We start from the raw sequence: 23354 nt of genomic DNA, 5'->3' as shown, positions 1-23354 counted from the left end.
CCCCCCGGGAATCATTCAAAGATCTCGTGGATGTAGCGGGCGTTCTCGAGTCCCTGGGGTACTTCGATTTCAACGGGCTCGTTGATGTTGGAGAGGCTAACCCTGTCGTGGACGGTTAAGTAGGCCTCCATCTTCTTGTCATCGAAGACGTTTATCGTCAGGACGAGATCCATGTACGTCTCGATGAAGACCGGCGTTCCGTCCTTTCTGAGGTGAACCTCCACCCACCCGGATTTGGTCGTGACGTTCACCATCCTCTCGCTCCCAGCACCCCAGAGCTCGTTGAGGTAACCGGTCTGGTTGGTGGCGTTCACGAACTCCCAGAAGGTAACGTTCACCCTGAAGGCGTAGCCGTCGGCGAGTTTTTCTATGGTAACGTTCTTCTCGTTGAGGAGGTTCCTGATGTAGTCCACGTTAAGGGAGCCCTTAGCATGGGAGTAGAGGTCATCGTCGGGCGGAACGCGATACCACCTGCCATCAATGTTGAAGTAGACGCTGGTGTTGTTGACGAAGTAGGGCCAGTCCATGTTGACATCCATACCCATCATGTGCACCCTCATGCTCATGTTGCCCTTCTCCAGTCCCGCGGTCTTGTTGAAAACCCCGATGACATGGCCGGACATTGTGATGTTTACGGTCTTGTTGGTGTCCGGGTCGGTGAAGTGCATGCTCATCGAGAAGTTCTGGTCGTAGCTGGCAGTATCTAAGTTCTGGATGGCTTCGAGAACCTGCTCCTCGGTGAGACCAACGCTCTGTCCTATGCAGCCGCTCGCCAGCACTACAAAACCTATCAGGAAAAGTGCTATCACCCTTTTCATCGTACTACCTCCTGTTGGGCTCGTAGCTGGTATGTGGCTGCATTTTAAATACTTTTTCTATTCAGATTTTGCACACTACTGTTAGAAGTCTGCAAAAAGTGGAAAGGATCACCAGGGTTCCCCTTCCCAGGGCTTGGGGTAGGGTATCTCCCCGAGCCTGTGACGAAGGTACCTCTCCAGAAGGGGCCTCAACCAGCCCATCAGAACCTGCCAGCAGTGGGTCTCATCAAGCTCATAGCTCGCATAAGTATTGACGTAGTCCACGAGAACGGAGCTGTTCCGCGGGTCGTAGTTGAGGGAATGGGTGGTGTTGAAGGAGACCCACTTAAGGACGTTATCTTTATACACTGCCTTGAGCCTGTGATGGGTGTTCAGCGGTCGTCCCTTCGCGTCCTTTGAGAGTACGAGGATCAAGTATCCGTCTTTGCTGATGATCCGCTTTGACCGAGCCGTTTTCTCGAACTCGTCTATTATCACGTGGGGATCGTTGAACCTTTTGGCGCCTTCTCTTGAAGGAAAATAGGAGCTAACGAACTCAACATCCCAATCGTCGTCCACTTCGTAGTAGGCCCTGAAAACACCGGGGCACGCCACCCCGTAGCCCATCTTTGAGAAGGACATGAAACCCCGGCTCTTAAGCTCGTAACGGTAGGTATAACCCTCCAGGGACATCGGAACGAGGAGCAAGACTGAAACCATGAGGAGAACAACAGCAAGCGCCTTCCTCCGCCGCGACATGGGTATCACCAGTCAGCTTTCCCACGGGCCGAGCAGCTCAAAGCTCCCCTCAGTTCTTTCCCCCTCAACCCGGTTCCAGTCGAGGTAGTTTCTCTCAACGTCCTCCGTGAAGTTTCCCCCCAGGGGTCTTCCGTCCCCATCCACGAGGAGGGACAGCTTTAGGACGTGGCTCGCCGTGACTCTGGTGCCGTTCTCGATGGTTCCAGCGGAGTAGCTCTCTCCCCAGTTGAACGTCAGCTCCATCTCGTAGCCTTCTCCGGTCTCCCGAACGCTTTCCAGCTTTCCTTCTTTCAGAACCTTCCGCAGGAAGTTCATGACGTTCCACTCCGCGCCCCAGCCCTCGAGTGCCATCCGCCAGTAGGGGTCGTCGGAATCGTTCCTGCTGGCATGTATTACCCTCTTCCTTCCGTCAATATCCCTCACCCAAATTGCACTCCCGTTTTCGTAGTTTATGCAGCCCTTTACACCCGCCCTTTCCTTCAAGCTCCCGTTGGAAAAGGCCTTAACTTCCGCCTCCCAGCAGAAGGAGGTCTGGCCGTTGATGGCATCGAGAACATCCGCCGTCGAGGGAGGACTGGCCTTACTCAGCGAATGGCCAGAGATAAGGTAATACGCCACTCCTGTGACCAGGATAACCGCCATCGCAAGGAGGAGCCTTCTCGTAAGAATCACCCATAGCAATTTGGACATTCTGGGTTATAAAATTTACCCTCGCAATAAGAAAAATCAGAGGGCCTCGAACTTCTGGATAAATATCCGGAGGTCGGTTCTGAAGGGCTCTTCCGCCCGTTCCATTTCTTCTCTGAGACGCCTGAGAAACTCCTCCTCGTTTTTCGATTCCGCCCAGAGCCTCTCTACGAGTTCCTTCAGCCTGTCCCAGTACTCGACGTAGGGTCTGACCTCGAAGAGAACCTCCTCAAGTTTGTCTCTCTTCAACTTCGATCCCTCCTCTTGAACCAGTAGTGAAGAACTCTCTTACGATCCTCCTCCAGACCCAGAAGCATAAAGTAGCGGAGTATGGCGATGTTGATGCCCAGGAGGATTATCAGTATTATGTTGTAGGCCGGCACTGTTGCACTCATAAAGGCGTAGTAGTCCCAGATGAAGTGGAGGAACATTGCGAGAAAGAAGTATGTCGCCAGGGAGTCCACCTTTCCTTCGGCCTTCAGGCCATAGCCAACTCCAATTATGGCGCTCCAGGTGGCGTGGGCAATTGGCGTCAGGAATGCCCGCATAAGGGTAACGCCCAGTCCCCAGCCGAGGCCGTACATGAAGTTCTCGGTTGCGGCAAAGCCGAGTCCAGCAGCTGCCCCATAGACCAGACCGTCCATAACACCGTCCATCTGGCCCGCGTTGTAGGGCCACAGGATGGCAAGGGCCTTTGCCGGCTCCTCGACGATCCCCGCAACCAGGGCCACGTAGAATGCCGTTGTTGGAAGGAGTGGCTGTATAAGTCCGCCGAGGGTTAGGATGCTCTCGAGGATGAAGGCAACGCTCACGGAGAGCGTTCCTCCGAGGATGAAGGTTCCTATGACGTAGCGCCTCGGTTCTGGCTCGTATCTGTCCGCGTGGTAGAAGTACCACAGTATCGCCAGTGCCGGCGCGTAGGCGAAGAAGATCAGAGCGCTAAGCACGTCCATAGGCGTTCACCGCAGGAAATAGGGAGAAGGGGATTTAAAGGTTTAGCATTTTCCGAGGAACTCTTCTAAATCTATCCCCTGCTTCTCAAGGTATTCCACGAGTTCGATTGGAGGTTCAACCTTCGCGGCGTTGGGTTGGGTGATAACTATCCTCGTCACGTCCACCCACTCGGAGCCGTTCTTCCGGTAGTGGACGGTCCGGTTCACCTCCACGGGGATGAGGTCCTTCGTGAGCTTTATCGTGATCCGCGTCCGGTAGGAGGTTATCCCGTCACTCCCGGCGGTACCACCGGTCCCGTTGGCGTACACGAGGTAGTAGTTGTCTTTCTCAACTACCCGGACCCCCTCGGAGTCAAGCACCGTCCAGAGACCGTCCAGAATCGTGCTGTTGAAGTTGGGTCCCTCCCCCGGGCCGTAACAGGACACCTCCCAGCTCACAGTTCCGTTCCGGTCGTAGTAGGCGGCGTAGCCCCTGGTGTCGGTGTAGTAGTAGGCCCGGTAATACCCTCCCCCGTGGGCGGTGGTGTTGGAGAACGTTGAAACAGACTTGGTCCTTTTCTCGAAGTCCACACTTCCATTTGTGAAGAGCTGGGCAACGAGTTCGGTCCCGCGATAGCTGTCAACCTTCATTGCGTATTCGTAGCTCCTCAAACCCTCTATCGCTGCCTTAAGCTCCACCGATGTGAATGGAAGTGCTCCGGTCGCTGTCGGTGAAGTTTTTGAACTTCCACCGATGCAGCCCGCGGCGAGAACGATGAAGGCGAGGAGCAATCCGGTAAAAGCTCTCCTCATTCTATCACCCCAGCTAACTCCCCGGCGGGTATTAAAAGGTTAGCCCCCAAGCGAGCCGAGGACCCGGGAGAGTTTTTCAAGCTCGCCGAAGTCGAGAAGCTCCTCATCCAAAGGAACAAGCACCCGGGCCCTCGAAACATCGTGAGTTCTCAGGAAGGGCGAGACTATCTCCCTCAGCACGTCGTTCCCGTAGGCCCAGGGGCTGAAGGCTGGGAGAACTATGAGCGCATCGCTCATCAAAAAGGCCGGCACCTTAACCAGAGCCCCAACCTCGTCGCGGAGCCTTATGGCCGGATGCTCGTGACCGATTATGAAGCGCTCGCCCTCGGCCAACTTGTGTCCGTGGACGAGTTTCCATCCACCGAGTTCGAGTTCATCGACCACTTGAACGCCAAGCTCCCTCAACCAGAGCGTTCCGACGTCGTGGTTGCCTCTAACGAGTACAAGCTCGTCAACGAGCGGGAAAACCTCCTCCACAAAGGCCCTGAGTTCTTCCCTCTCGCGCCACTCCGGGACGAAGGAATGCTTTAAATCGCCGTCTATGATGATGCGCTTCGGTTTTTCCCTTTTGAGGAGTTCCCTCAGCTTTCCAACGACTTCATGGAACACCCTCGGAAGGTAAAAACCCTCCCTCGCCATGCTGACCTCGTAGCCGAGGTGAAGATCTGCTATGACGAGCGTTCTTCCGAGTTTTAGGGCCTTTTCCGGCAGGGGTTGAGGCTTCATATTTCAGGGTTGGCTCTTTGACTTTTAAACTTTGTTAGGGAAACCGAAAAGGTTTTAAATCTGCCCATTGAAGGGACAATGGTGAGTAAAAATGGCCTATATTGGTTTCGCCAAGAGTCCCTACGGCCCAAGCAAAACCTTCGATGCCATCATCGAGGAGCTCAGGAGGAGAGGCTTCACGATAGGATTCTCAAAGCATCACTGGGCGGGCGATTTGCCTTTTGGACTGGTAATGGCGGAGACGGACAGGGGACCGGTTGCGGTAAGATGGTCCCTCGGAAAAGAGTTCTCAATGCGGCTGGAAGAGGTAGATAGAGAAACCTACGACGAGTTCGTCGAGGACACGATAGAGTACACCAACGCTGATTCAGGATGACCGCTCCCCCTTAATCCTCTCTATCACGTCGAAAATGCTCCAGAGGTCCCTTATGACGTGGAGGCGGGGAATCAGAGCCAGCCGTTCCCTGTTTTTCTCGATGAACTTTGCCGTGAACGGGAAGTAGTACCAGACGTATTCGGTGTTCTCATCCCCGTGTCCGATGAAGCGCCAGGGCTTGTCGTCCACCCAGATGAAGGTTTCATCCCCGTACTTCTCGCGGACGAGCTTAAATGCCTCATCTATCGTGAGATCCCTGCCGAAGACTATCACATCATCGAAGAGGTCGTAGATTCCCATCGCCTTCAGCCTTCTGACCTTCATGCCGTCAATGAAGTCCTCGGCGGAGAACGAGATAACGGTGTGGCCCTCTTCCTTGAGTTTCCTCAACAGTTCCGGAGAATCATCTATCGGTTTCGTCAGCTTCGCCCTCTCCTCGAACCAGGTTTCAAAGAACTTCGTCCGCAGGAAGAAGGGCGGCTTTGACTTCTTCTTGTGCTTCCCGAAGGCCGGTCTCTCGAACTGCAGCTCTATCTTGGTGAGAAGCTTTGCCCACAGTCCCTTTCCGGGGAGCCAGGGATAGCGCTTTTGAAGGGCGCGCTTGAAGGCCTCCTCGATGCACGAGTAAGTGTCCGCCAAGGTCCCGTCGAAGTCGAAGGCTATGATCATTCAACCACCTCCCAGAGAGACATAGAAGTGGCCCGCTTTTACGTGCTCCGAAACGAAGTCGTCCTCAGTCCCATAGGCCCAGATGACGCGGAAGGTACCGCTTGTGGGGATTTTGAAGTCGTATCTATCTCCCGTATCAAGCTTTCGGGAGAACTCGACCACGGTAAAATCGCCCTCTTCCCCTCCACCGTGGGAGATGATGTTGTCCACGCCACCGTAGGTCGTATCCGGATTGTGGGGGCCGGCAAAACCTGGGGAGTAGGAGTCGCTTATCTCAACGGTGCCGTTGGGGAGAACGTATGCTATGATGATATCGGTCTTCCTCATTCCCGGCCCGCCGCCGAAGCCCACGGCGACCCAGCCGCGCGTTTTGGCTTTCATGCCGACGAAGAGGCTTCCGTTATCAACCCGGAGGAAGGCCGAGAAATCTCCCCCGACCGTAAAGTTACTGGAGTACTCTCCCGGCTCTATGACACCGTCGGGTTTCCACGGTTTGCTCGTGCCAGTTTTTTCTAAACTAACACCTCCCCCAATGCAGCCTGCGGTGACCATCAGGAAACCCGTAAGGAGTGCCGCCAGAACCCTTCGCCCCATCATACCAGTAACATGGAGCCGGGCGCTTTAAAGCTTTGTCGCGATTCCGGTAGCCAGATTTTTAAACCCTTTTTAGATGGAATAACCGCTAAATCCATCCAGGTGGTGATGAAATGAAAGTCAGGGCGCTGGCGCTTTTGGTTCTGGTCCTCGGTGGTCTGGGCTTCGCAAGTGCCTGGCCCACCGACGGGCCGGATCTCCAGAACCCCATGAACGTCCACCAGAGACTGACCTACAAGGCCATCGAGGCAGTTTACCAGGACAACCCGCGGCTCGGTGCGATCCTCATGCAGTATCAGGACAGACTCCTCTACGGAGCGTACGATGAGGACTGGCGCGGGGGGAGCATAGAATTCAAAGGCAAGACATACACCCTCCAGAGCCAGTACCACTTCCACGATCCGATGGACCACTCCGAGCTGATAACAGTGGACATCTTCGGCGATAGGGATTCCTCCGGTGCGGACATGGCCCAGCAGCTCTACGAGAAAGCAGTCCAGCTCTGGAAGCAGGGTGACAGGGAGGGGGCCATGCTCTACCTCGGCAGGGCCGTCCACATCCTCGAGGACATGGGCATGCTTGTGGCGCACACCACTCCGGCTCTCTTCGAGGATCTCGAGCAGTTCAGCTACATCGAGGACGCCCACGACTTCGTCGAGAACGAGATTTCACCGACCGTCGCCGACGACATCCTCAACGACCGCGTCCCCCTCGACCTCACTCCGATAAAGTGGTGGCAGATCCCGGAGGAGAAGAAGAGGTTCATAATCGGTGAGGACATCTACATAGCTGACAACGAGAACGGGCACATGGATCTATCCAACGGCGTTGCCTGGGCCTACGCTGACCTAATAGCCCACAACTCCTGGAGGTACATGCTCTATTCGACCGGAAAGGACATCAACCTCTGGAGCGAGCGCGGTCATCTCGGCAGCTACTTCTGGACGAAGACGCTTAAGAAGGGTGACTGGAGCGTCCTCAAGCTTCAGTTCCTCGGCGCGAGCTCGATAACCATCATCTTCAAGGACATAGACATGCAGAATGCCTACTTCAAGACCCTCGGCTACGTCGAGATATACGACAAGAACTGGAACCTCATAGCGAGGTACAGCCAGGATCCCAACCCGCTCGTTGACACCAGCGTCACCGTTCCGGGGGACACCGTTTACATCTACACCCACGTTGACAAGGACAACTGGCTCGATGATGACGTTGATGGGTGGGCCATCAGGAATATTGAGCTCCACGCTAACTTCGACGTCAACGCGCCGAGCGGCTTCAGGACCCTCGACGGAAGGGAGTACAGCAAGGTGCAGTGGGCGGTCTACGAGAGCATGGTCTACACCACAAGGAGCGCTGCAGGCCTGATGGAGAAGTTCTTCGAGGACGTCGGCGTTACTGGATGACTCCTCTCTTTTTTTAAAGCGGCTCTCTCGGAAGCCCACACTCTGTTCTTCAATGGAAGCATTCCACATGAGCGCTTCCGAGCACAAAGCATATATTCGTCCCGATCAACTTTCAACGACCGTCTTAAAGTTAAGAAGGTGATTGCCATGGGGAAGCATTACCTTCCAAACCTCGCCCAGAGGGACGAGATGCTGAGGGAAATCGGCTTTGGTTCGATTGACGAGCTCTTCTCCGACGTTCCGGAGGGTATGGTCAAGGAGTTCGACCTCCCCGAGGGAAAGAGCGAGTACGAGGTCTTCACCGAGCTCAACGAAGTCCTCTCAAAGAACAGAACAGTTCTCGAGATGCCGAGCTTCCTCGGCGCTGGAACCTACTTCCATTACATTCCCGCCCACGTGAAGTATCTAATCGAGAGGAGCGAGTTTCTCACAGCTTACACCCCCTACCAGCCGGAGATAAGTCAGGGCATGCTCCAGGCCCTCTTCGAGTACCAGAGCATTATGGCCGAGCTCTACGGTCTGCCGGTTGTCAACTCCTCGATGTACGACTGGGGGACTGCCATAGCCGAAGCGGCCCTGATGGCCGTGAGACTCCATAGGGGTAAGAGGAAGCGCTTCGTAATTCCAAAGGCACTCAGCCCTGAGAAGAGAACCGTTATAGAGACCTACACTCGTGGGGCGAACCTTGAGATCGTCGAGATCCCCTGGGACGATGAAGGCAAGCTTGACATGGAAAAGCTCAAGGAGGCTGTGGGGAACTCGGCCGGCGTTTACGTTGAAATGGCCAACTTCTTTGGACTGGTCGAGGAGAACGTAAGGGAGATAGGGGAGATTGCCCACGAGGCCGGAGCGTACTTCGTGATCGGAGCAGACCCCACAATGCTCGGAGTTTTTGAAGCTCCCGGAGAACTCGGAGCGGACATAGCCGTTGGCGAGGCCGCTTACCTCGGTAACCCCATGAACTTCGGCGGACCGAGGGCCGGCGTTTTTGCCGTCAGGAACGACAAAAAGCTCATCCGTCAGATGCCCGGAAGGATAATCGGAATGACGAAAGATGCCGAGGGAAGAAGGGCCTTTGTGATGACGCTCCAGACTAGGGAACAGCACATAAGAAGGGCCAAGGCCACCTCCAACATCTGCTCCAACGAGGCCCTAGTGGCTGTCGCTTCGGCGGTACATCTCGCGAGCCTCGGGCCAAAAGGTTTGAAGGAGCTCGGTGAAACAATCCTCAAGAACACGGCCTACCTCAGGAAACGCCTTTCCGAAGTTGCCGAGATTCCATTCGAGGGGCTCTATTTCAAGGATGTTCCTGTTCGCTTCGAAAGGCCCTACAGGGAGATACACGAGGCCCTTCTCGCGAGGGGAATCCACGGTGGCTACTATATAGGAAATCACTTCCCGGAGCTCGGCGAGACGGCACTATTCTCTGCCACCGAAACGACGAGGAAAGAATGGGTTGATAAGCTGATTGAAGCCCTTAAGGAGGTGGCCTGAATGTTCCGCCAGGCTAAATGGGACGAACCGCTCATCTTCGAGCTCTCCCGCGAGGGGAGAATTGGCTACACCCTGCCTAAGCCGATTGAAGACGTTGATGTGAAAATCCCCGAGAAACTGCGGAGAAAGAGCAGACTCAACCTTCCCGAGATAAGCGAGCCGGAGATAGTCAAGCACTACACCCGCCTGAGCGAGATGAACTACGGCGTTGATTCTGGCATTTATCCGCTCGGATCATGTACGATGAAGTACAACCCCAAGATAAACGAGGAGATAGCCTCACATCCCGGAGTTGCCCACATCCACCCGTATCAGGATGAAAGAACCGTTCAGGGAGCGCTCAAAATCATGTGGGAGCTGGAACAGTGGCTGAAGGAGATAACAGGCATGGACCGCTTCACCCTTCAACCGGCAGCCGGAGCGAACGGAGAATTTACCGGCGTTTCGATAATCCGCGCCTACCACCTCGATAACGGTGAACCGCAGAGAGATGAGATGCTCGTGGCCGATTCAGCCCACGGAACGAACCCGGCAAGTGCAGCGATGGCGGGCTTTAAGGTCATAGAGATTCCCTCAACGGAAGAAGGAACGATGGACCTGGAGGCCCTCGAAAATGCGGTGGGCGAGAGGACAGCTGGCTTAATGCTCACCAACCCCAACACGCTCGGCATTTTCGAGGACGAGATAGTGGAGATAGCGAGGATAGTCCACAAGGCTGGAGGACTGCTCTACTACGACGGCGCGAACCTCAACGCCGTTCTCGGCAAGGTCAGGCCCGGGGATATGGGCTTCGACATAGTGCATCTCAACCTCCACAAGACCTTCTCGACTCCACACGGTGGCGGCGGGCCCGGAAGCGGGCCGGTAGGAGTAAAGAACTTCCTGAAGGACTACCTGCCGGTTCCACTCGTGAGCTACGATGGCGAGCGCTATTACCTGGATTACAACGTGCCCAAGAGCATAGGAAAGGTGAAGGAACTCTACGGCAACTTCGCGGTCATGGTCAGGGCCTTAACTTATCTCAAAATAATGGGACGGGAAGGCCTCAGGGAGGTCAGTGAAGTGGCGGTTCTCAACGCCAACTACCTGACGAGAAAACTGCTGGGAACCCGTGGTTATGAACTCCCCGGCAAGGAACTCAGGAAGCACGAAACTGTCTTTTCAGCCGAGCCAATGAAGAGGGAAACAGGGGTTACTGCAATGGACGTGGCGAAGAGATTGCTCGACTTCGGAATGCATTCTCCGACCGTTTACTTCCCGCTGATTGTTCATGAAGCTCTGATGATAGAACCGACCGAGACTGTCAGCAAGGAGGAGCTCGACGCCTACGTGGAAGCTCTGAAGAAGATAAGCGAGGAAGCCTACAGCAGTCCCGAGGTTGTGAAAAGCGCCCCCCACAACACCGCTGTCAGGAGAGTTGACGACGTTTTGGCGGCTAAGAAACCCGTCCTCAGCTGGAGGATGTACCTTGAGCTGAAGGAGAAGGGCGAAGTTGATTACTGAGCCCTTTCCCTTTTATGTCCTTCTTTAATCAGCGCCCTTCGGGGGCTTCTCCAGAGAGAAACACCCACCAAGGGGTAAGTGAGTAAAAACCCCTTCAGAAATGCAATTTGTAAAAAAGCACCTACTTTTCTGCCATCCGTCAAGGACGCTTGAACGAGGGTGAAAGCGGCGCTGAAGCTTTTGGAAAAAGCTTCACCAAAGAAACTTTGCCAAGCAAAGTTTCATCAAAGTTCGTGATGAATCACAATCTTTTGGTCAAACTTTTCGCCAGAAAAGTTTGCTATGGTGGGCCCGGGGGGCTTTGAACCCCCGACCACGCGGTTATGAGCCGCGCGCTCTGACCAGGCTGAGCTACGGGCCCACTACTGGCGCCGCCGCCCGGATTCGAACCGGGGACCGCCGGATTAACAGTCCGGCGCTCTACCAACTAAGCTACGGCGGCTCGACCCAATGTAGGGAACACGGGGGTGATTTATAAATCTTGCGGTGAGCTGCGAAAACTTTATATCCGATCCGGGGTGTGTTTAAACCGTGTCCCTTGCCCCGGTAGCCTAGCCTGGTGGGGCGGCGGACTTGTAATCCGCCGGTCGCGGGTTCAAATCCCGCCCGGGGCTCCACATTTCCAGAGGGGCCATTTCCAGCAAAACCATTGTCGGAATGGCCGCTATTCTCTCCGTTCACGTAACCGGCATCTCCCACTCCAAGAACGTTCTATGAAATGAAACGGGACCCGGGAGATAGGTACCCGTACGGGCGATAAAATTCATACGCTGTTCTGGAATTTTCGTCGGGAAGGTTTAGAGCTGGGTTAGATCTGTCGGGATTGTAGCTAAAAAACTGACCTAATGACAAACTTTTCCAGTATTCGGGCTAAATTCTCCGTTGGGAGAAGCCTCCCTTTCAGAAGAGTCGTTATAAATCTTTCCTTTACTTCTCCCCAGAGAAGTACATTAACGTCCTATTTCCGGCGTGGAGAACGGCTCTTAAACTTTACGCAAGCGATATAAACCCGTTTTGCCCGGATAACACTCGAAAAGCTTATATACCGAAACCCACAGGGGGATAGTGGTATCGTTCTCAAAAAATGTTAAGGGGGCAATTCTCGGTGGCGACGAAAAAGGAGTTTGACATATTCACCCATGAGCTGGTTCCCGAGCACAGAATTCTCAGCGAGGAGGAGAAGGAGGAGCTTCTCAGAAAGTACAGGATTAGAATATCCCAACTTCCGCAGATCAAAGCCTCGGATCCTGCAGTTGTAGCGCTCGGCGCGAAGCCAGGCGACGTTCTCGAGATAAAGAGGAAGAGCCCGACGGCGGGCTATTACTATTACTACCGCCTTGTGGTGGAGGACTGATTCTGAGGGGTGATTGTTATGGCATCCAGGGGATCCACCGTTGTTGAGGTCAATCCCGACGACCTCTGGCTTGTTATGGAGGACTACTGGCGTGAGAAGGGTCTCGTCAGGCAGCACCTTGATTCTTACAACGCCTTCATCGACTACGGCATGCAGCAGGTTATAGACGAGTTCGGTGGCCTCAAGCCCGACATACCGGACTTCGAGGTCAAGTTCGGCAGGATCCGTATAGGCGAGCCCGAGTTTCAGGAGGCACAGGGACAGAGGAAGCCGCTCTACCCGATGGACGCGAGAATAAGGAACCTAACCTACTCCGCACCGCTCTACCTGGAACTCATCCCGGTCATCAAGGGCATCGAGCAGGAGCCCGTCGAGGTCAGGATTGGCGAGCTCCCGATAATGCTCAAATCCAAGGCGTGCCGCCTCTACGGCCTCAGCGATGAGGAGCTCATAAAACTCGGCGAGGACCCGAAGGATCCGGGAGGATACTTCATCATAAACGGCTCCGAGAGGGTTATAGTCTCTATCGAGGATCTCGCCCCGAACAAAACGCTCGTCGAGAAGGACGAGAGGCAGAACAGGATAATAGCCAAGGTTTTCTCCTACAGGCACGGTTATAGAGCCCTCATCACCGTCGAGAGAAGGAAGGACGGCATTCTCTACGTCAACATCCCGAACGTTCCAAAGCCGGTCAAGTTCGTCTACGTCATGCGCGCCCTCGGATTGCTCAGCGATAAGGAGATAGTTGAGGCGGTCAGCGATGACCCGAGGATACAGCAGGTTCTCTTCGACAACCTGGAGGACGCGAGCGACATAACGACGCAGGAAGAGGCGCTCGACTATATAGGAAAGCTCTCCCTTCCGGGCCAGCCGAGGGAGTACCGGCTTAGGAGGGCGGAGCACATCATAGACAACAACCTCCTGCCCCACATGGGCGTTAATCCCGAGGACAGGAAGGCCAAGGCCTACTACCTCGGCATGATGGCCCTGAAGGTCCTCGAGCTTTCCCTCGGCCTCCGCGGAGAGGACGACAAGGACCACTATGCAAACAAGAGGCTCAAGTTAGCGGGAGACCTCCTGAGGGATCTCTTCAGGGTGGCATTCGGCCAGCTCGTCAAGGACATGCAGTACCAGATGACCAAGACCTACCAGAGGAAGGGAGAGAGGTACACCTTCGAGAACATCCAGAGGTTTGTAAGAAACTCGATAAGGCCCGATGTCCTGAGCGAGAGGATTGAGCATGCCTTAGCGACCGGTGCCTGGCCCGGCGGGAGGACCGGTGTCAGCCAGCTCCTCGACAGGACGAACTATATGTCAACCCTCTCCCACCTCAGGCGCGTGACTTCGCCGCTCAGCAGGGACCAGCCCCACTTCGAGGCGCGTGATTTGCACGGAACCCACTGGGGAAGAATATGTCCGACCGAGACTCCAGAGGGTCCGAACTGTGGTCTGGTCAAGAACTTAGCTTTGATGTCTCAGATAACCACGGGCATTCCCGAGGAGGAGGTCAGGGAATACCTCAGGAAGCTGGGCGTCGTTTCCATAGAGGATAGAAGACCGGCCCCGGGTCTTTACCGTGTCTACCTCAACGGTGTTCTCATCGGAACCATCGAGGACGGTAGGGGTCTCGTTCAGAGGATAAGGAACGATAGGAGAAACGACAAGATAAGCGACGTAATCAACGTTGCCATCTACGAGGACGAGGAGGTCAGGGAGATATACGTCAACAGCGACGATGGTCGCGTTAGGAGGCCGCTGATCATAGTCGAAAACGGCCAGCCCAAGCTCACGAGGGAGCACGTTGAGGGGATAAAGAACGGGACGCTCACCTGGAGCGATCTCATCAAGATGGGCGTTATTGAGTACCTCGACGCCGAGGAGGAGGAGAACGCCTACGTTGCAACATGGCCCTGGGAGGTAACGGAGGAGCACACCCACCTCGAGCTTATGCCCGCTGCCATACTCGGTATACCGGCTTCACTCGTTCCCTATCCTGAGCACAACGCGGCCCCGCGTAACACCTATGGAGCGGGCATGGCCAAGCAGAGCCTCGGTCTCGGGAGCGCGAACTTCAGGCTCAGGGTTGACACGCGCGGTCATCTGATGCACTATCCACAGGTTCCGCTCGTTAACTCGCGCATCATGAAGGCGGTTGGTTTCGAGGAGAGGCCCGCAGGTCAGAACTTCGTGGTTGCAGTCCTCAGCTACGGCGGTTACAACATGGAGGATGCCATCATAATGAACAAGGCCTCCATCGAGCGCGGCCTCGGAAGGAGCAGCTTCTTCAGAACCTATGAGGCTGAGGAGAAGCGCTACCTCGGTGGACAGACAGACCGCTTCGAAATCCCCGATCCGACAATACAGGGATACCTCGGCGAAAAATACTACAGGCACCTGGACGAGGACGGCATAATCTTCCCCGAATCAAAGGTGGAAGGAAAGGACGTTCTCGTTGGAAGAACCTCACCGCCGAGGTTCCTTGAGGAGCAGAGCGGCCTCGGCGGTATAATCCTCCAGGAGAGGCGCGAGACGAGCGTTGCCGTCAGACCCAGCGAAAAGGGTGTCGTGGACAAGGTCATAATCACCGAGACCGGCGATGGGACCAAGCTCGTCAAGGTAACCGTGAGAGACCTCCGCATTCCCGAGCTGGGCGACAAGTTCGCCTCGAGGCACGGCCAGAAGGGTGTTATCGGTCTAATCGTTCCCCAGGAGGACATGCCCTGGAGCGAGAGTGGAATCGTTCCGGATTTGATCGTTAACCCCCACGGTATCCCGAGCCGTATGACCGTCGGACAGCTCATAGAGGCCATAGGTGGGAAGGTGGCTTCACTCAAGGGCAGGCGCGTTGATGGAACGGCCTTCATAGGGGAGCAGGAGGAGAAGCTCAGGAAGGAACTGGAGGAGCTTGGCTTCAAGCACAGCGGAAGGGAGGTCATGTACGACGGCATAACCGGCAGAAGGCTTGAGGCGGACATATTCGTGGGCGTCATCTACTACCAGAGACTCCACCACATGGTCGCGGACAAGATGCACGCGAGAAGCAGAGGTCCAGTTCAGGTGCTAACCAAGCAGCCCACCGAGGGAAGGGCCAGGGAAGGAGGCCTTCGCTTTGGTGAGATGGAGCGCGATGTTCTCGTCGGCCACGGCGCGGCAATGCTGCTCATAGAGCGTCTCCTGGAGGAGAGCGACAAGACCGAGGTATGGGTCTGCGAGAACTGTGGACACTTAGCTTTAGAGGACAAGCGTCGCGGTAAGGTCTACTGCCCGGTCTGTGGTGAGGAGGAGAGGATAAGCAAGGTGGAGATGAGCTACGCCTTCAAGCTCCTCCTCGACGAGCTGAAGGCAATGGTGATAAGGCCATCCCTCAAGGTAACCGACAGGGTGTGATGGGTATGCAGTCCATTAAGAAGGTCATCGGGAGTATTGAGTTTGGAATCCTCTCACCCCAGGAGATCAGGAAGATGAGCGCAGCCGAGATAACCGTTCCAGACACCTACGACGACGATGGCTACCCCATCGAGGGCGGCCTCATGGACAAGCGCCTCGGCGTCGTTGATCCCGGACTTCGCTGTGAAACCTGCGGTGCAAGAGCCGGGGAGTGCCCCGGACACTTCGGCCACGTCGAGCTCGCCCGTCCAGTAATTCACGTGGGCTTTGCGAAGACAATTCACCGCGTCCTGGAGAGCACCTGCAGAGAGTGCGGAAGGATCAAGCTCACTGATGAAGAGATAGAGGAGTACATGCAGAAATTCGAGGTCGTCGGCGACAGGAAGAAGGCCAAGGACAGACTCATCAAGGAGATACACAAGAAGGCCAAGGAGAGAATGGTCTGCCCGCACTGTGGTGCCCCACAGTTCCCCATCAAGTTCGAGAGACCGACGATCTACTACGAGCTCAGGAGGGACGAGGAGGGCAACGAGTACAAGCACAGGATGATGCCGAGCGAAGTCAGGGACAGGCTCGAGAAGGTGCCCGACAGGGACTTACCGCTCCTCGGACTCCACCCCGAGAAGGCCCGCCCGGAGTGGATGGTCCTCACAGTTTTGCCGGTTCCGCCGGTTACCATGAGGCCCTCCATCACCCTCGAGAGCGGCATAAGAGCGGAGGACGACCTCACCCACAAGCTCGTCGACATCATCAGGATAAACAACCGCCTCAGGAGCAACATCGAGGCCGGAGCGCCGCAGCTCATCATAGAGGACCTCTGGGACCTCCTCCAGTACCACGTGACAACTTACATCAACAACGAGACCTCTGGAATTCCTCCGGCCAAGCACAAGAGCGGAAGGCCGCTCAAGACCCTCTCCCAGCGATTGAAGGGCAAAGAGGGTCGTTTCCGTGGAAACCTCAGCGGTAAGCGCGTCAACTTCTCGGCGAGAACCGTCATCAGTCCCGACCCAATGATAAGCATCAACGAGGTCGGCGTTCCCCTCGCGATAGCAATGGAGCTCACCGTTCCTGAGAAGGTCACGGAGTTCAACTTCGAAAAGCTCAAAAAGATGGTCCTCAACGGGCCCGAGAAGTATCCCGGGGCAAACTACGTCATTGACCCCGACGGGAGAAGGATACGCCTGATGGAGAACAACCTCGAAACGATAGCCGAGAAGCTGGACATCGGCTGGACCGTTGAGAGACACCTCCAGGATGGGGACGTCGTCCTCTTCAACAGGCAGCCGAGTCTCCACAGGATGAGCATAATGGCCCACCGCGTTAGGGTAATGCCCTACAGGACCTTCCGCCTCAACTTAGCGGTCTGCCCGCCCTATAACGCGGACTTCGACGGTGACGAGATGAACCTCCACGTGCCCCAGACCGAGGAGGCTCAGGCGGAAGCGAAGATACTCATGGAGGTTCAGAACCACATAATCTCACCGAGGTATGGAGGCCCGCTCATCGCTGGAATTCAGGACCACATCTCCGGCGGTTATCTCCTCACGCGCGAGGGGGCCTACTTCACGAGGAGTGAGGTCGAGCAGATGCTCATGTTCGCGGGCATAGACGTGGAGAAGCTCCCCGCTCCGGACAGGGTTGAGGACGGCCTCGAGCTCTGGAGTGGCAAAAGGATTTTCTCCCTCGTTCTCCCAGAGGATCTGACCATCTGGTACCGCAACAAGCTCTGCGATGAACCCGAGCGCTGCGAGGCCCTCGAAAAGCTCATCGAGGAGAAGCTTATACCCGAACCCGAGGAGGTCAGGAAGATAGCCTACGACGGCTTCGTCTACATCCAGAACGGAAAGCTCCTCAGCGGCGCGGTGGACAAGAAGGCCTACGGTAGGGAGGACGGAAAGCTCCTCGACATCATAGTGAGAGAATACGGTGTCGAGAGAGCCAGGCAGTTCCTCGACCAGGTGACGAAGCTTGCCATCTGGGTGATAACCCACAAGGGCTTTACCACTGCGATAGACGACGAGGACCTCCCCGAGGAGGCCATTGAGAGGATAAGGGAGATAATCCGCGAGGCCGAGGAGAAGGTGAACAGGCTCATTGAGGCATACAAGCGCGGTGAACTCGAACCCCTCCCGGGTAAGACCCTTGAGGAAACCCTGGAGAGCAAGATCATGGCGGTTTTAGCTGAAGCACGTGACAACGCCGGTAAGATCGCCGAGAAGTATCTCGGTATGAACAACCACGCGGTCATAATGGCCAAGACCGGAGCCAGGGGTAAGATGCTCAACATCACCCAGATGGCAGCACTACTCGGCCAGCAGTCAATTAGAGGAAAGCGTCTCTACCGCGGCTACCGCGGAAGGGTTCTCACCCACTTCAAGCCCGGCGACCTTGGGGCAAGGGCAAGGGGCTTCATCGTCAACTCCTACAAGAGCGGTCTCACGCCACAGGAGTACTTCTTCCACGCGATGGGTGGAAGGGAAGGTCTCGTTGACACCGCGGTCAGAACTGCGCAGAGCGGTTACATGCAGCGTCGTTTGATAAACGCCCTCCAGGATCTTAAGGTTGACTACGACAGGACCGTCAGGGATCCGACGGGCATAATCGTCCAGTTCCGGTATGGTGAGGACGGAATAGACCCGATGAAGAGCTGGCAGGGCAAGACCGTTGACGTTGACAGGGTTATCCTCAGAACCCTCGTAAAGATGAGGGGAGGTGAGTGAAATGGTCGCAGCTAAGACCATCAGGAGTCTAGTCAACAAGGCCGACCTCCCCGAGAACGTCAGGGAGGAGCTCTACAGCAAGCTCGTCGAGTACAACAGGAAGTACAAGCTCAAGAAGGCGGAAATCGAGACCATCATCGAGGAGACGGTGAAGGAGTATAAAAGGGCCCTCATCGAGCCCGGAGAAGCCATAGGAACCGTCGCCGCTCAATCAATCGGCGAACCCTCAACCCAGATGACCCTCAACACCTTCCACTACGCGGGTGTCGCCGAGATAAACGTCACCCTCGGTCTGCCGAGGATCATCGAGATTGTCGATGCCAGGAAGAACCCCTCAACGCCAATAATGACCGTCTACCTCGACGAGAAGCACCGCTACGACAGGGAGAAGGCCCTTGAAGTCGCGAGGAGGATAGAGGGCACCACCCTGGAGAACCTCGCAAGGGAGATGAGCATAGACATCCTTAACTTCGAGTTCATCGTCGAGATCGACCCGGAGAGGCTCGAAAAGGCCGGCCTTGACATGGAGAAGATCCTGAGAAAGCTTGAGGGATCCTTCAAGAGCGCGGAGTTCGAGGTGGATGGCTACACCCTCATCGTGCGGCCCAAGAAGGCAACGAAGCTCTCAGAGTTGAGAAGACTCGCCGAAAAGGTTAAAAAGCACCGCCTTAAGGGCCTCTCCGGCGTCGGAAAGACGATCATAAGGAAGGAAGGAGACGAGTACGTCATCTACACCGAGGGCTCGAACTTCAAGCAGGTGCTCAAGGTTCCGGGAGTTGATCCGACGAGGACCAGGACGAACAACATCTGGGAAATCGCCGAGGTTCTCGGCATTGAAGCGGCGAGAAACGCTATCATCGAGGAAATCGTCAACACGATGCGCGAGCAGGGTCTCGAGGTCGACGTCAGGCACATCATGCTCGTCGCCGACATGATGACGCTCGATGGAGTCATACTGCCCATAGGCAGGCACGGTATAGTTGGGGAGAAGGCCAGCGTGCTTGCCAGGGCCGCCTTCGAGATAACCACACAGCACCTCTTCGAGGCCGCTGAGAGGGGGGAAGTTGACCCGCTCAACGGCGTCGTTGAGAACGTGCTCATAGGCCAGCCCGTGCCCGTGGGTACGGGAATGGTCAGACTGGCAATGAATCTCCCCCTGAGACCGAAAAGGGAGTAGGGAGGTGTGAGTAATGGTTGATTTCGCCTTTGAGCTTAGGAAGGCTGAGGATACAGGAAAGATAGTCATGGGCGCCAAGAAGGCCATCCAGTACGCAAAGATGGGAGGCGCTAAGCTGATTATCGTTGCGAAGAACGCCAGACCTGACATAAAGGAGGATATACTCTACTACGCCAGGCTCAGCGGTGTCCCCGTTTACGAGTTCGAGGGAACCAGCGTTGAGCTCGGAACCCTCCTGGGAAGGCCGCACACGGTCTCTGCTCTTGCGATACTCGACCCGGGTGAGAGCAGGATACTGGCCTTGGCTGGGGGTAAGGAGTAATGCCGCTGAAACTCAACACAGACCAGATCAAGTTCATAGCGCTCTTCGAGAGCATGACCGGGGCGACCGTCCTCGACTGTCTCATAGACACCAACAGGAACAGGCTCATCTACGTCATCAAGAAGGGTGAGATGGGGCTGGCCCTCGGAAAGAAAGGTGCGAACGTCAAGCGCGTCCAGGGAATGCTCGGGAAGGACATTGAACTCATCGAGCACTCCGACAACCCGGAGGAGTTCCTGAGGAACATTTATAAGAGCCTCGGGGTTAAGGTTAAAAAGGTCCACATCACCGAGAAGAGGGACGGTAAAAAGGTCGCCCTCCTCGACATAGGCCCGCGCGACAAACCCCGGGCAATAGGTAAGGGCGGCCAGAACATCAACCTCGTGAAAGAGTTGATGGAGAGACACCACAGCATTCATGATGTGGTAATAATCTGAGGTGATTATCATGGCTGGAAAGAAAGCCCCCTATGGAGAATTCGCGGGAAGAAAGCTCAAGCTCAAGAGGAAGAAGTTCCGCTGGAGTGACATCCGCTACAAGAGAAGGGTTCTCAGACTCAAGGAGAAGAGCGACCCACTTGAAGGCGCTCCACAGGCCAGGGGAATCGTCCTGGAGAAGATCGCCGTCGAGGCAAAGCAGCCGAACTCGGCCATGCGTAAGGCCGTTCGTGTTCAGCTCATCAAGAACGGTAAGGTCGTTACCGCTTTTACGCCAGGTGACGGTGCCATCAACCACATCGACGAGCACGACGAGGTCATCATCGAGGGAATCGGCGGTCCTAAGGGCGGTTCGATGGGTGATATCCCAGGTATCAGATACAAGGTCGTCAAGGTGAACCGCGTTAGCCTCAAGGAGCTTGTCAAGGGCAGGAAGGAGAAGCCGAGGAGGTGAAGACAATGGCCAGGGAACTCACCGAGCGCTTTTACCGGCCCGAGGAAACCAAGGTCATGGGCAGGTGGAGCGTTGAGGACGTCGTTGTCAACGACCCGTCGCTCAGGCCCTACATAAACCTCGACGCAAGAATACTCCCACACAGCCACGGAAGGCACGCAAAGAAGGCCTTTGGCAAGGCCAACGTTCATATCGTCGAGAGGCTCATAAACAAGGTCATGCGCAGCGGTTCAAGCAGCCACAAGGTTGGCGGCCACTTCATGAGAAGGGAACACCGCTCCCTCATGAGCAAGAAGATGAAGGCCTACGAAGTGGTCAAGGAGGCCTTCATGATCATCGAGCGCAGGACGAAGCAGAACCCGATTCAGGTTCTCGTGAGGGCCATCGAGAACTCCGCCCCGAGGGAGGACACCACCACCATTGCCTTCGGTGGAATCCGCTACCACATGGCCGTTGATGTCTCTCCACTCAGGAGGCTAGATATCGCTCTTAAAAACATCGCCCTTGGAGCCTCAGCAAAGTGCTACAGGAACAAGACCAGCTACGCCCAGGCTCTGGCTGAGGAGATCATAGCTGCTGCCAACAAGGATCCGAAGAGCTTCGCCTACAGCAAGAAGGAAGAAATCGAGAGGATCGCCCAGTCCTCACGCTGAGGGCTGGAAGTTTTCCCACTCATTTCTCCATTTGTACGTTTCCAGATTTCTGTCCCAAAACGTTTTTATGCTCGTTGAGTAAGACAATTTTGGTGAATGTAAGATGGTAACGGTCAAAGTTTCCTCAAAGGGCCAGATAGTCTTACCCAAGGCAATTCGCGAGAAGTTTGGCATCAAAGAGGGCGACGAGCTTGAGGTTCTTGACTTTGGAGACGAGATTGTGATAGTTCCGGTAAAGAAAGACCTGAAGCTCAGGGGGCTTGTAAAGTTCGAGAAACCCGTCAGAGAGATACTCCAAGAAATCCGGAAAGAGGAAGAGGAGCTGGAGGTCAGAGAATGAGGGTCGTCTTGGATAGCTATGCAGTTTTGGCTTACATGAACGATGAACCAGCGGCGGAGAGGGTTGAGGAGTATCTCAACCTCGGGAGAAGTGGGAAGGCCGAACTTTACATGAACGTGGTGAACCTCGGCGAGGTTTACTACATCATTTCGAGAAAGCGGGGAACGGATATAGCAAATCTCGCGGTTGCCCTTATCAGGAGGGAACCGATCAAACTCGTGGTTGCCGATGAGAGACTCGCTCTCATAGCCGGGAGAATAAAAGCCTTCCACAGGCTCAGCTATGCAGAGGCCTTCGCCGCCGCAACGGCAATGGATTTGAACGCCACTCTCCTAACCGGAGATGAGAAGTTCAAAAGCGTTGAGGACAAGGTGAAAATAGAGTGGCTTTGAGTTCCCCATCGTTTTCTGGTTCTCTACGCGAAAAAGGAGAACGCTTGGGTCTACCACATCCTGCCGTGCCTGTCATGGGTGTATGCACCCTTTTCCATTTTTATCCCTACTCAGGTGGTCAATGCCCTTCTCAACTCCCAGTATTATACCCTCCGGGAGGAGGGAAATGGACATAGCTGATTTGGTGCTTCTTTTTGCGTTTGGAAGTATGTTTGGAGTCTGGTACCTTCTGGAAGATATGTGGGGCTCGGATCCTTTAGAATGCAGTAGCAAGGGCTGTGCAAAAAATGGAATGAAAGGTGGGTTAATATTATCAGTTCTCTCAGTTCTTGGGTCGTTTTTATTACAACTAGGCGCATTGATGAAATCACCGGGGGCAGAAGTTTACGCCTTTTGGCCTCTATGGCTACTGATCATTATGTTTGCCGGGACGTTTATTTACGGTCTTTATACATGGCACAAGTACAAGGAAAGATACAAAGGAGCTCCTCTTCCAAGAGGCCGTCGCTAAGGGCGTCGAAATCGGCATGAAAAAGGCGAAAGAAGCCTAAAGCTCGCCTGCTTCTCTTAGAATTCTTTTTACAACCTCATCCGAGATCCTGAAGCCGTTTCTTCTCAGCTCTTCCACGTAGGGAGCAATCTGAGATATAACACCTCTTCTCTTCGCGAGGAGGAGTAAGCCAAGCGTTCCCGCTACCTTCACCCCAAAGCCCCTCGCAACTTTTCTCGCGTCCTTGTCATCGAGAACGATCAAATCAACCTCATTTTCGAGGGCAAACGCTATCGTCTCGGCCTCTCCGTGGTCTATCATCTCAAGCAGAAACTTCACGAGCCTCTGGTTCTTCACCGAGACCCTTTTCAGAAAATCCGCGTTTGCTATTAAGACGGCCTCTTCATGCCCCGCACCCTCAACAACAGTCTCATGATAAACGGCCTCTGTGATATAAACATCATCAAAGAGCTTCTCTAGAAGGTCAAGAAGCCCGAGCTTGGCAAGGAATATGAGCGGGGACGAGTTCACAACTGCCCTCATGAGAGCTCCTCCAGAACCTTAAGGTCGCTCTCAAGCTCTTCCTCGTCATAGGGTATGCCACTCCCTTCCCTCGCGAGGAGTTCAATGAACTCCCACTTGCTTAGACCTGCCAATCTTCTCGCCTGCCCGAAGGAGAGTATGCCCTTCTCGTACAGCCTGAGCGCAAGCTCTATCCTGATTCTCTCCTCAACTTCCTCATCAGGTATCTTTACCATTCCGGGTAGCTCAACAACTATTTTCTTTCCCATCTTCCCACCGGGTTAGCGATTGGTGTCAGGATATTTAACGCCTTCGCCCAGTATATTACCCTTCGGGAGAAGGGAAAT

Annotated in this window: 26 protein-coding genes and 3 tRNA genes; 16 read left to right on the top strand and 13 right to left on the bottom strand. The window is 55.0% G+C overall.

The window, feature by feature from the left end:
* Positions 1 to 11 precede the first annotated feature (11 nt).
* From MV985_RS00180 to MV985_RS00150, 7 genes are all read right to left on the bottom strand, one after another.
* A complete protein-coding gene (locus MV985_RS00180) occupies positions 12 to 818 on the bottom strand; it encodes a hypothetical protein (RefSeq protein WP_297457897.1) in 807 nt (268 codons plus the stop codon).
* A gap of 108 nt (positions 819 to 926) precedes the next feature.
* The gene (locus MV985_RS00175; protein ID WP_297457895.1) at positions 927 to 1556 is read right to left on the bottom strand and encodes a hypothetical protein; all 630 of its coding nucleotides are present in this window, start codon (positions 1554 to 1556) and stop codon (positions 927 to 929) included.
* 12 nt (positions 1557 to 1568) lie between these two features.
* Positions 1569 to 2228, bottom strand: coding sequence for a hypothetical protein (locus MV985_RS00170; protein ID WP_297457893.1), 660 nt, complete (start codon positions 2226 to 2228; stop codon positions 1569 to 1571).
* Positions 2229 to 2282: 54 nt separating this feature from the next.
* Positions 2283 to 2492: a hypothetical protein gene (locus MV985_RS00165; protein ID WP_297457891.1), complete on the bottom strand. Its 210-nt coding sequence runs from the start codon at positions 2490 to 2492 to the stop codon at positions 2283 to 2285.
* On the bottom strand, positions 2489 to 3196 hold the full coding sequence (locus MV985_RS00160; RefSeq protein ID WP_297457889.1) for a PrsW family glutamic-type intramembrane protease: 708 nt from the start codon (positions 3194 to 3196) through the stop codon (positions 2489 to 2491). The genes MV985_RS00165 and MV985_RS00160 overlap by 4 nt, the downstream gene beginning before the upstream one ends.
* A gap of 42 nt (positions 3197 to 3238) precedes the next feature.
* Positions 3239 to 3988 carry a hypothetical protein gene (locus MV985_RS00155; protein ID WP_297457887.1) on the bottom strand — a complete coding sequence of 250 codons (750 nt, stop codon included), beginning with the start codon at positions 3986 to 3988 and terminating at the stop codon, positions 3239 to 3241.
* 39 nt (positions 3989 to 4027) lie between these two features.
* Positions 4028 to 4714, bottom strand: a complete 687-nt coding sequence (locus MV985_RS00150; protein WP_297457885.1) for a metallophosphoesterase — start codon at positions 4712 to 4714, stop codon at positions 4028 to 4030.
* Positions 4715 to 4805: 91 nt separating this feature from the next.
* Between MV985_RS00150 and MV985_RS00145 the strand changes: the two genes are divergently transcribed.
* A complete protein-coding gene (locus tag MV985_RS00145) occupies positions 4806 to 5090 on the top strand; it encodes a hypothetical protein (RefSeq protein ID WP_297457883.1) in 285 nt (94 codons plus the stop codon).
* Here the strand turns inward: MV985_RS00145 and MV985_RS00140 are convergent.
* Together MV985_RS00140 and MV985_RS00135 are read right to left on the bottom strand one after the other, a co-directional pair.
* A complete protein-coding gene (locus MV985_RS00140; RefSeq protein WP_297457881.1) occupies positions 5082 to 5759 on the bottom strand; it encodes an HAD family hydrolase in 678 nt (225 codons plus the stop codon). The two genes, MV985_RS00145 and MV985_RS00140, sit on opposite strands and share 9 nt — an antisense overlap.
* Positions 5760 to 6356 (bottom strand): DOMON domain-containing protein, encoded by a 597-nt coding sequence (locus MV985_RS00135; protein ID WP_297457878.1) that lies wholly within the window; start codon positions 6354 to 6356, stop codon positions 5760 to 5762.
* Between the two features lie 110 nt (positions 6357 to 6466).
* On the opposite strand from MV985_RS00135, the gene MV985_RS00130 reads away from it, so the two are divergent.
* The 3 genes from MV985_RS00130 to gcvPB all read left to right on the top strand — a co-directional run bounded on the left by MV985_RS00130 (position 6467) and on the right by gcvPB (position 10756).
* A complete protein-coding gene (locus MV985_RS00130) occupies positions 6467 to 7759 on the top strand; it encodes a phospholipase (protein WP_297457877.1) in 1293 nt (430 codons plus the stop codon).
* A 147-nt stretch (positions 7760 to 7906) separates the two neighbouring features.
* Entirely contained in the window at positions 7907 to 9253 is a 1347-nt protein-coding gene (gene gcvPA / locus MV985_RS00125; protein ID WP_297457875.1) for an aminomethyl-transferring glycine dehydrogenase subunit GcvPA, read from the top strand.
* Positions 9254 to 10756: an aminomethyl-transferring glycine dehydrogenase subunit GcvPB gene (gene gcvPB / locus MV985_RS00120; RefSeq protein WP_297457873.1), complete on the top strand. Its 1503-nt coding sequence runs from the start codon at positions 9254 to 9256 to the stop codon at positions 10754 to 10756.
* Positions 10757 to 11039: 283 nt separating this feature from the next.
* On the opposite strand, the gene MV985_RS00115 is transcribed toward gcvPB, so the two are convergent.
* A tRNA-Ile gene (locus MV985_RS00115) sits at positions 11040 to 11117 on the bottom strand.
* Between the two features lie 5 nt (positions 11118 to 11122).
* A tRNA-Asn gene (locus tag MV985_RS00110) sits at positions 11123 to 11198 on the bottom strand.
* Positions 11199 to 11296: 98 nt separating this feature from the next.
* Between MV985_RS00110 and MV985_RS00105 the strand changes: the two genes are divergently transcribed.
* From MV985_RS00105 to MV985_RS00050, 12 genes are all read left to right on the top strand, one after another.
* Positions 11297 to 11373 (top strand) — tRNA-Thr (locus MV985_RS00105).
* 488 nt (positions 11374 to 11861) lie between these two features.
* Complete coding sequence (locus MV985_RS00100) at positions 11862 to 12110, top strand: DNA-directed RNA polymerase subunit H (RefSeq protein WP_297457871.1); 249 nt, start codon at positions 11862 to 11864, stop codon at positions 12108 to 12110.
* Positions 12111 to 12128: 18 nt separating this feature from the next.
* Positions 12129 to 15497 carry a DNA-directed RNA polymerase subunit B gene (locus MV985_RS00095; protein WP_297457869.1) on the top strand — a complete coding sequence of 1123 codons (3369 nt, stop codon included), beginning with the start codon at positions 12129 to 12131 and terminating at the stop codon, positions 15495 to 15497.
* A gap of 5 nt (positions 15498 to 15502) precedes the next feature.
* Complete coding sequence (locus MV985_RS00090) at positions 15503 to 18220, top strand: DNA-directed RNA polymerase subunit A' (RefSeq protein WP_297457867.1); 2718 nt, start codon at positions 15503 to 15505, stop codon at positions 18218 to 18220.
* A gap of 1 nt (position 18221) precedes the next feature.
* The gene (gene rpoA2, locus MV985_RS00085) at positions 18222 to 19397 is read left to right on the top strand and encodes a DNA-directed RNA polymerase subunit A'' (RefSeq protein ID WP_297457865.1); all 1176 of its coding nucleotides are present in this window, start codon (positions 18222 to 18224) and stop codon (positions 19395 to 19397) included.
* Between the two features lie 13 nt (positions 19398 to 19410).
* Positions 19411 to 19719, top strand: a complete 309-nt coding sequence (locus MV985_RS00080) for a 50S ribosomal protein L30e (protein ID WP_297457863.1) — start codon at positions 19411 to 19413, stop codon at positions 19717 to 19719.
* On the top strand, positions 19719 to 20156 hold the full coding sequence (locus tag MV985_RS00075) for a NusA-like transcription termination signal-binding factor (RefSeq protein WP_297457861.1): 438 nt from the start codon (positions 19719 to 19721) through the stop codon (positions 20154 to 20156). The genes MV985_RS00080 and MV985_RS00075 overlap by 1 nt, the downstream gene beginning before the upstream one ends.
* A 10-nt stretch (positions 20157 to 20166) precedes the next feature.
* Complete coding sequence (locus MV985_RS00070) at positions 20167 to 20610, top strand: 30S ribosomal protein S12 (RefSeq protein WP_011250029.1); 444 nt, start codon at positions 20167 to 20169, stop codon at positions 20608 to 20610.
* Between the two features lie 5 nt (positions 20611 to 20615).
* A complete protein-coding gene (locus MV985_RS00065) occupies positions 20616 to 21263 on the top strand; it encodes a 30S ribosomal protein S7 (RefSeq protein ID WP_297457954.1) in 648 nt (215 codons plus the stop codon).
* 103 nt (positions 21264 to 21366) lie between these two features.
* Positions 21367 to 21603, top strand: a complete 237-nt coding sequence (locus tag MV985_RS00060; RefSeq protein ID WP_297457858.1) for an AbrB/MazE/SpoVT family DNA-binding domain-containing protein — start codon at positions 21367 to 21369, stop codon at positions 21601 to 21603.
* Entirely contained in the window at positions 21600 to 21995 is a 396-nt protein-coding gene (locus tag MV985_RS00055) for a type II toxin-antitoxin system VapC family toxin (protein ID WP_297457857.1), read from the top strand. The genes MV985_RS00060 and MV985_RS00055 overlap by 4 nt, the downstream gene beginning before the upstream one ends.
* A 166-nt stretch (positions 21996 to 22161) precedes the next feature.
* On the top strand, positions 22162 to 22506 hold the full coding sequence (locus tag MV985_RS00050; protein WP_297457856.1) for a hypothetical protein: 345 nt from the start codon (positions 22162 to 22164) through the stop codon (positions 22504 to 22506).
* Between the two features lie 36 nt (positions 22507 to 22542).
* Here MV985_RS00050 and MV985_RS00045 read toward each other — a convergent pair whose 3' ends face one another.
* Both MV985_RS00045 and MV985_RS00040 read right to left on the bottom strand, forming a co-directional pair.
* Positions 22543 to 23028, bottom strand: coding sequence for a DUF3368 domain-containing protein (locus tag MV985_RS00045; protein ID WP_297457854.1), 486 nt, complete (start codon positions 23026 to 23028; stop codon positions 22543 to 22545).
* Positions 23025 to 23276 carry a UPF0175 family protein gene (locus MV985_RS00040; protein ID WP_297457852.1) on the bottom strand — a complete coding sequence of 84 codons (252 nt, stop codon included), beginning with the start codon at positions 23274 to 23276 and terminating at the stop codon, positions 23025 to 23027. Before MV985_RS00040 ends, MV985_RS00045 begins: the two co-directional genes overlap by 4 nt.
* Between the last annotated feature and the right edge of the window lie 78 nt (positions 23277 to 23354).

This window comes from Thermococcus sp. (assembly GCF_027012695.1).
Taxonomy (GTDB): Archaea; Methanobacteriota_B; Thermococci; order Thermococcales; family Thermococcaceae; genus Thermococcus.
Note: the sequence above shows the minus strand (reverse complement) of the source record. Positions and strands in the feature narration are given on the sequence as shown.

Bases quoted from the DNA above. Each gene is read 5' to 3' on its own strand.
- MV985_RS00180 (WP_297457897.1), bottom strand. From the start codon at position 818: ATGAAAAGGGTGATAGCACTTTTCCTGATAGGTTTTGTAGTGCTGGCG.
- MV985_RS00175 (WP_297457895.1), bottom strand. From the start codon at position 1,556: ATGTCGCGGCGGAGGAAGGCGCTTGCTGTTGTTCTCCTCATGGTTTCA.
- MV985_RS00160 (WP_297457889.1), bottom strand. From the start codon at position 3,196: ATGGACGTGCTTAGCGCTCTGATCTTCTTCGCCTACGCGCCGGCACTG.
- MV985_RS00155 (WP_297457887.1), bottom strand. From the start codon at position 3,988: ATGAGGAGAGCTTTTACCGGATTGCTCCTCGCCTTCATCGTTCTCGCC.
- MV985_RS00150 (WP_297457885.1), bottom strand. From the start codon at position 4,714: ATGAAGCCTCAACCCCTGCCGGAAAAGGCCCTAAAACTCGGAAGAACG.
- MV985_RS00145 (WP_297457883.1), top strand. From the start codon at position 4,806: ATGGCCTATATTGGTTTCGCCAAGAGTCCCTACGGCCCAAGCAAAACC.
- MV985_RS00140 (WP_297457881.1), bottom strand. From the start codon at position 5,759: ATGATCATAGCCTTCGACTTCGACGGGACCTTGGCGGACACTTACTCG.
- MV985_RS00135 (WP_297457878.1), bottom strand. From the start codon at position 6,356: ATGATGGGGCGAAGGGTTCTGGCGGCACTCCTTACGGGTTTCCTGATG.
- MV985_RS00130 (WP_297457877.1), top strand. From the start codon at position 6,467: ATGAAAGTCAGGGCGCTGGCGCTTTTGGTTCTGGTCCTCGGTGGTCTG.
- gcvPA (WP_297457875.1), top strand. From the start codon at position 7,907: ATGGGGAAGCATTACCTTCCAAACCTCGCCCAGAGGGACGAGATGCTG.
- gcvPB (WP_297457873.1), top strand. From the start codon at position 9,254: ATGTTCCGCCAGGCTAAATGGGACGAACCGCTCATCTTCGAGCTCTCC.
- MV985_RS00095 (WP_297457869.1), top strand. From the start codon at position 12,129: ATGGCATCCAGGGGATCCACCGTTGTTGAGGTCAATCCCGACGACCTC.
- MV985_RS00090 (WP_297457867.1), top strand. From the start codon at position 15,503: ATGCAGTCCATTAAGAAGGTCATCGGGAGTATTGAGTTTGGAATCCTC.
- rpoA2 (WP_297457865.1), top strand. From the start codon at position 18,222: ATGGTCGCAGCTAAGACCATCAGGAGTCTAGTCAACAAGGCCGACCTC.
- MV985_RS00080 (WP_297457863.1), top strand. From the start codon at position 19,411: ATGGTTGATTTCGCCTTTGAGCTTAGGAAGGCTGAGGATACAGGAAAG.
- MV985_RS00075 (WP_297457861.1), top strand. From the start codon at position 19,719: ATGCCGCTGAAACTCAACACAGACCAGATCAAGTTCATAGCGCTCTTC.
- MV985_RS00070 (WP_011250029.1), top strand. From the start codon at position 20,167: ATGGCTGGAAAGAAAGCCCCCTATGGAGAATTCGCGGGAAGAAAGCTC.
- MV985_RS00065 (WP_297457954.1), top strand. From the start codon at position 20,616: ATGGCCAGGGAACTCACCGAGCGCTTTTACCGGCCCGAGGAAACCAAG.
- MV985_RS00060 (WP_297457858.1), top strand. From the start codon at position 21,367: ATGGTAACGGTCAAAGTTTCCTCAAAGGGCCAGATAGTCTTACCCAAG.
- MV985_RS00055 (WP_297457857.1), top strand. From the start codon at position 21,600: ATGAGGGTCGTCTTGGATAGCTATGCAGTTTTGGCTTACATGAACGAT.
- MV985_RS00050 (WP_297457856.1), top strand. From the start codon at position 22,162: ATGGACATAGCTGATTTGGTGCTTCTTTTTGCGTTTGGAAGTATGTTT.
- MV985_RS00045 (WP_297457854.1), bottom strand. From the start codon at position 23,028: ATGAGGGCAGTTGTGAACTCGTCCCCGCTCATATTCCTTGCCAAGCTC.
- MV985_RS00040 (WP_297457852.1), bottom strand. From the start codon at position 23,276: ATGGGAAAGAAAATAGTTGTTGAGCTACCCGGAATGGTAAAGATACCT.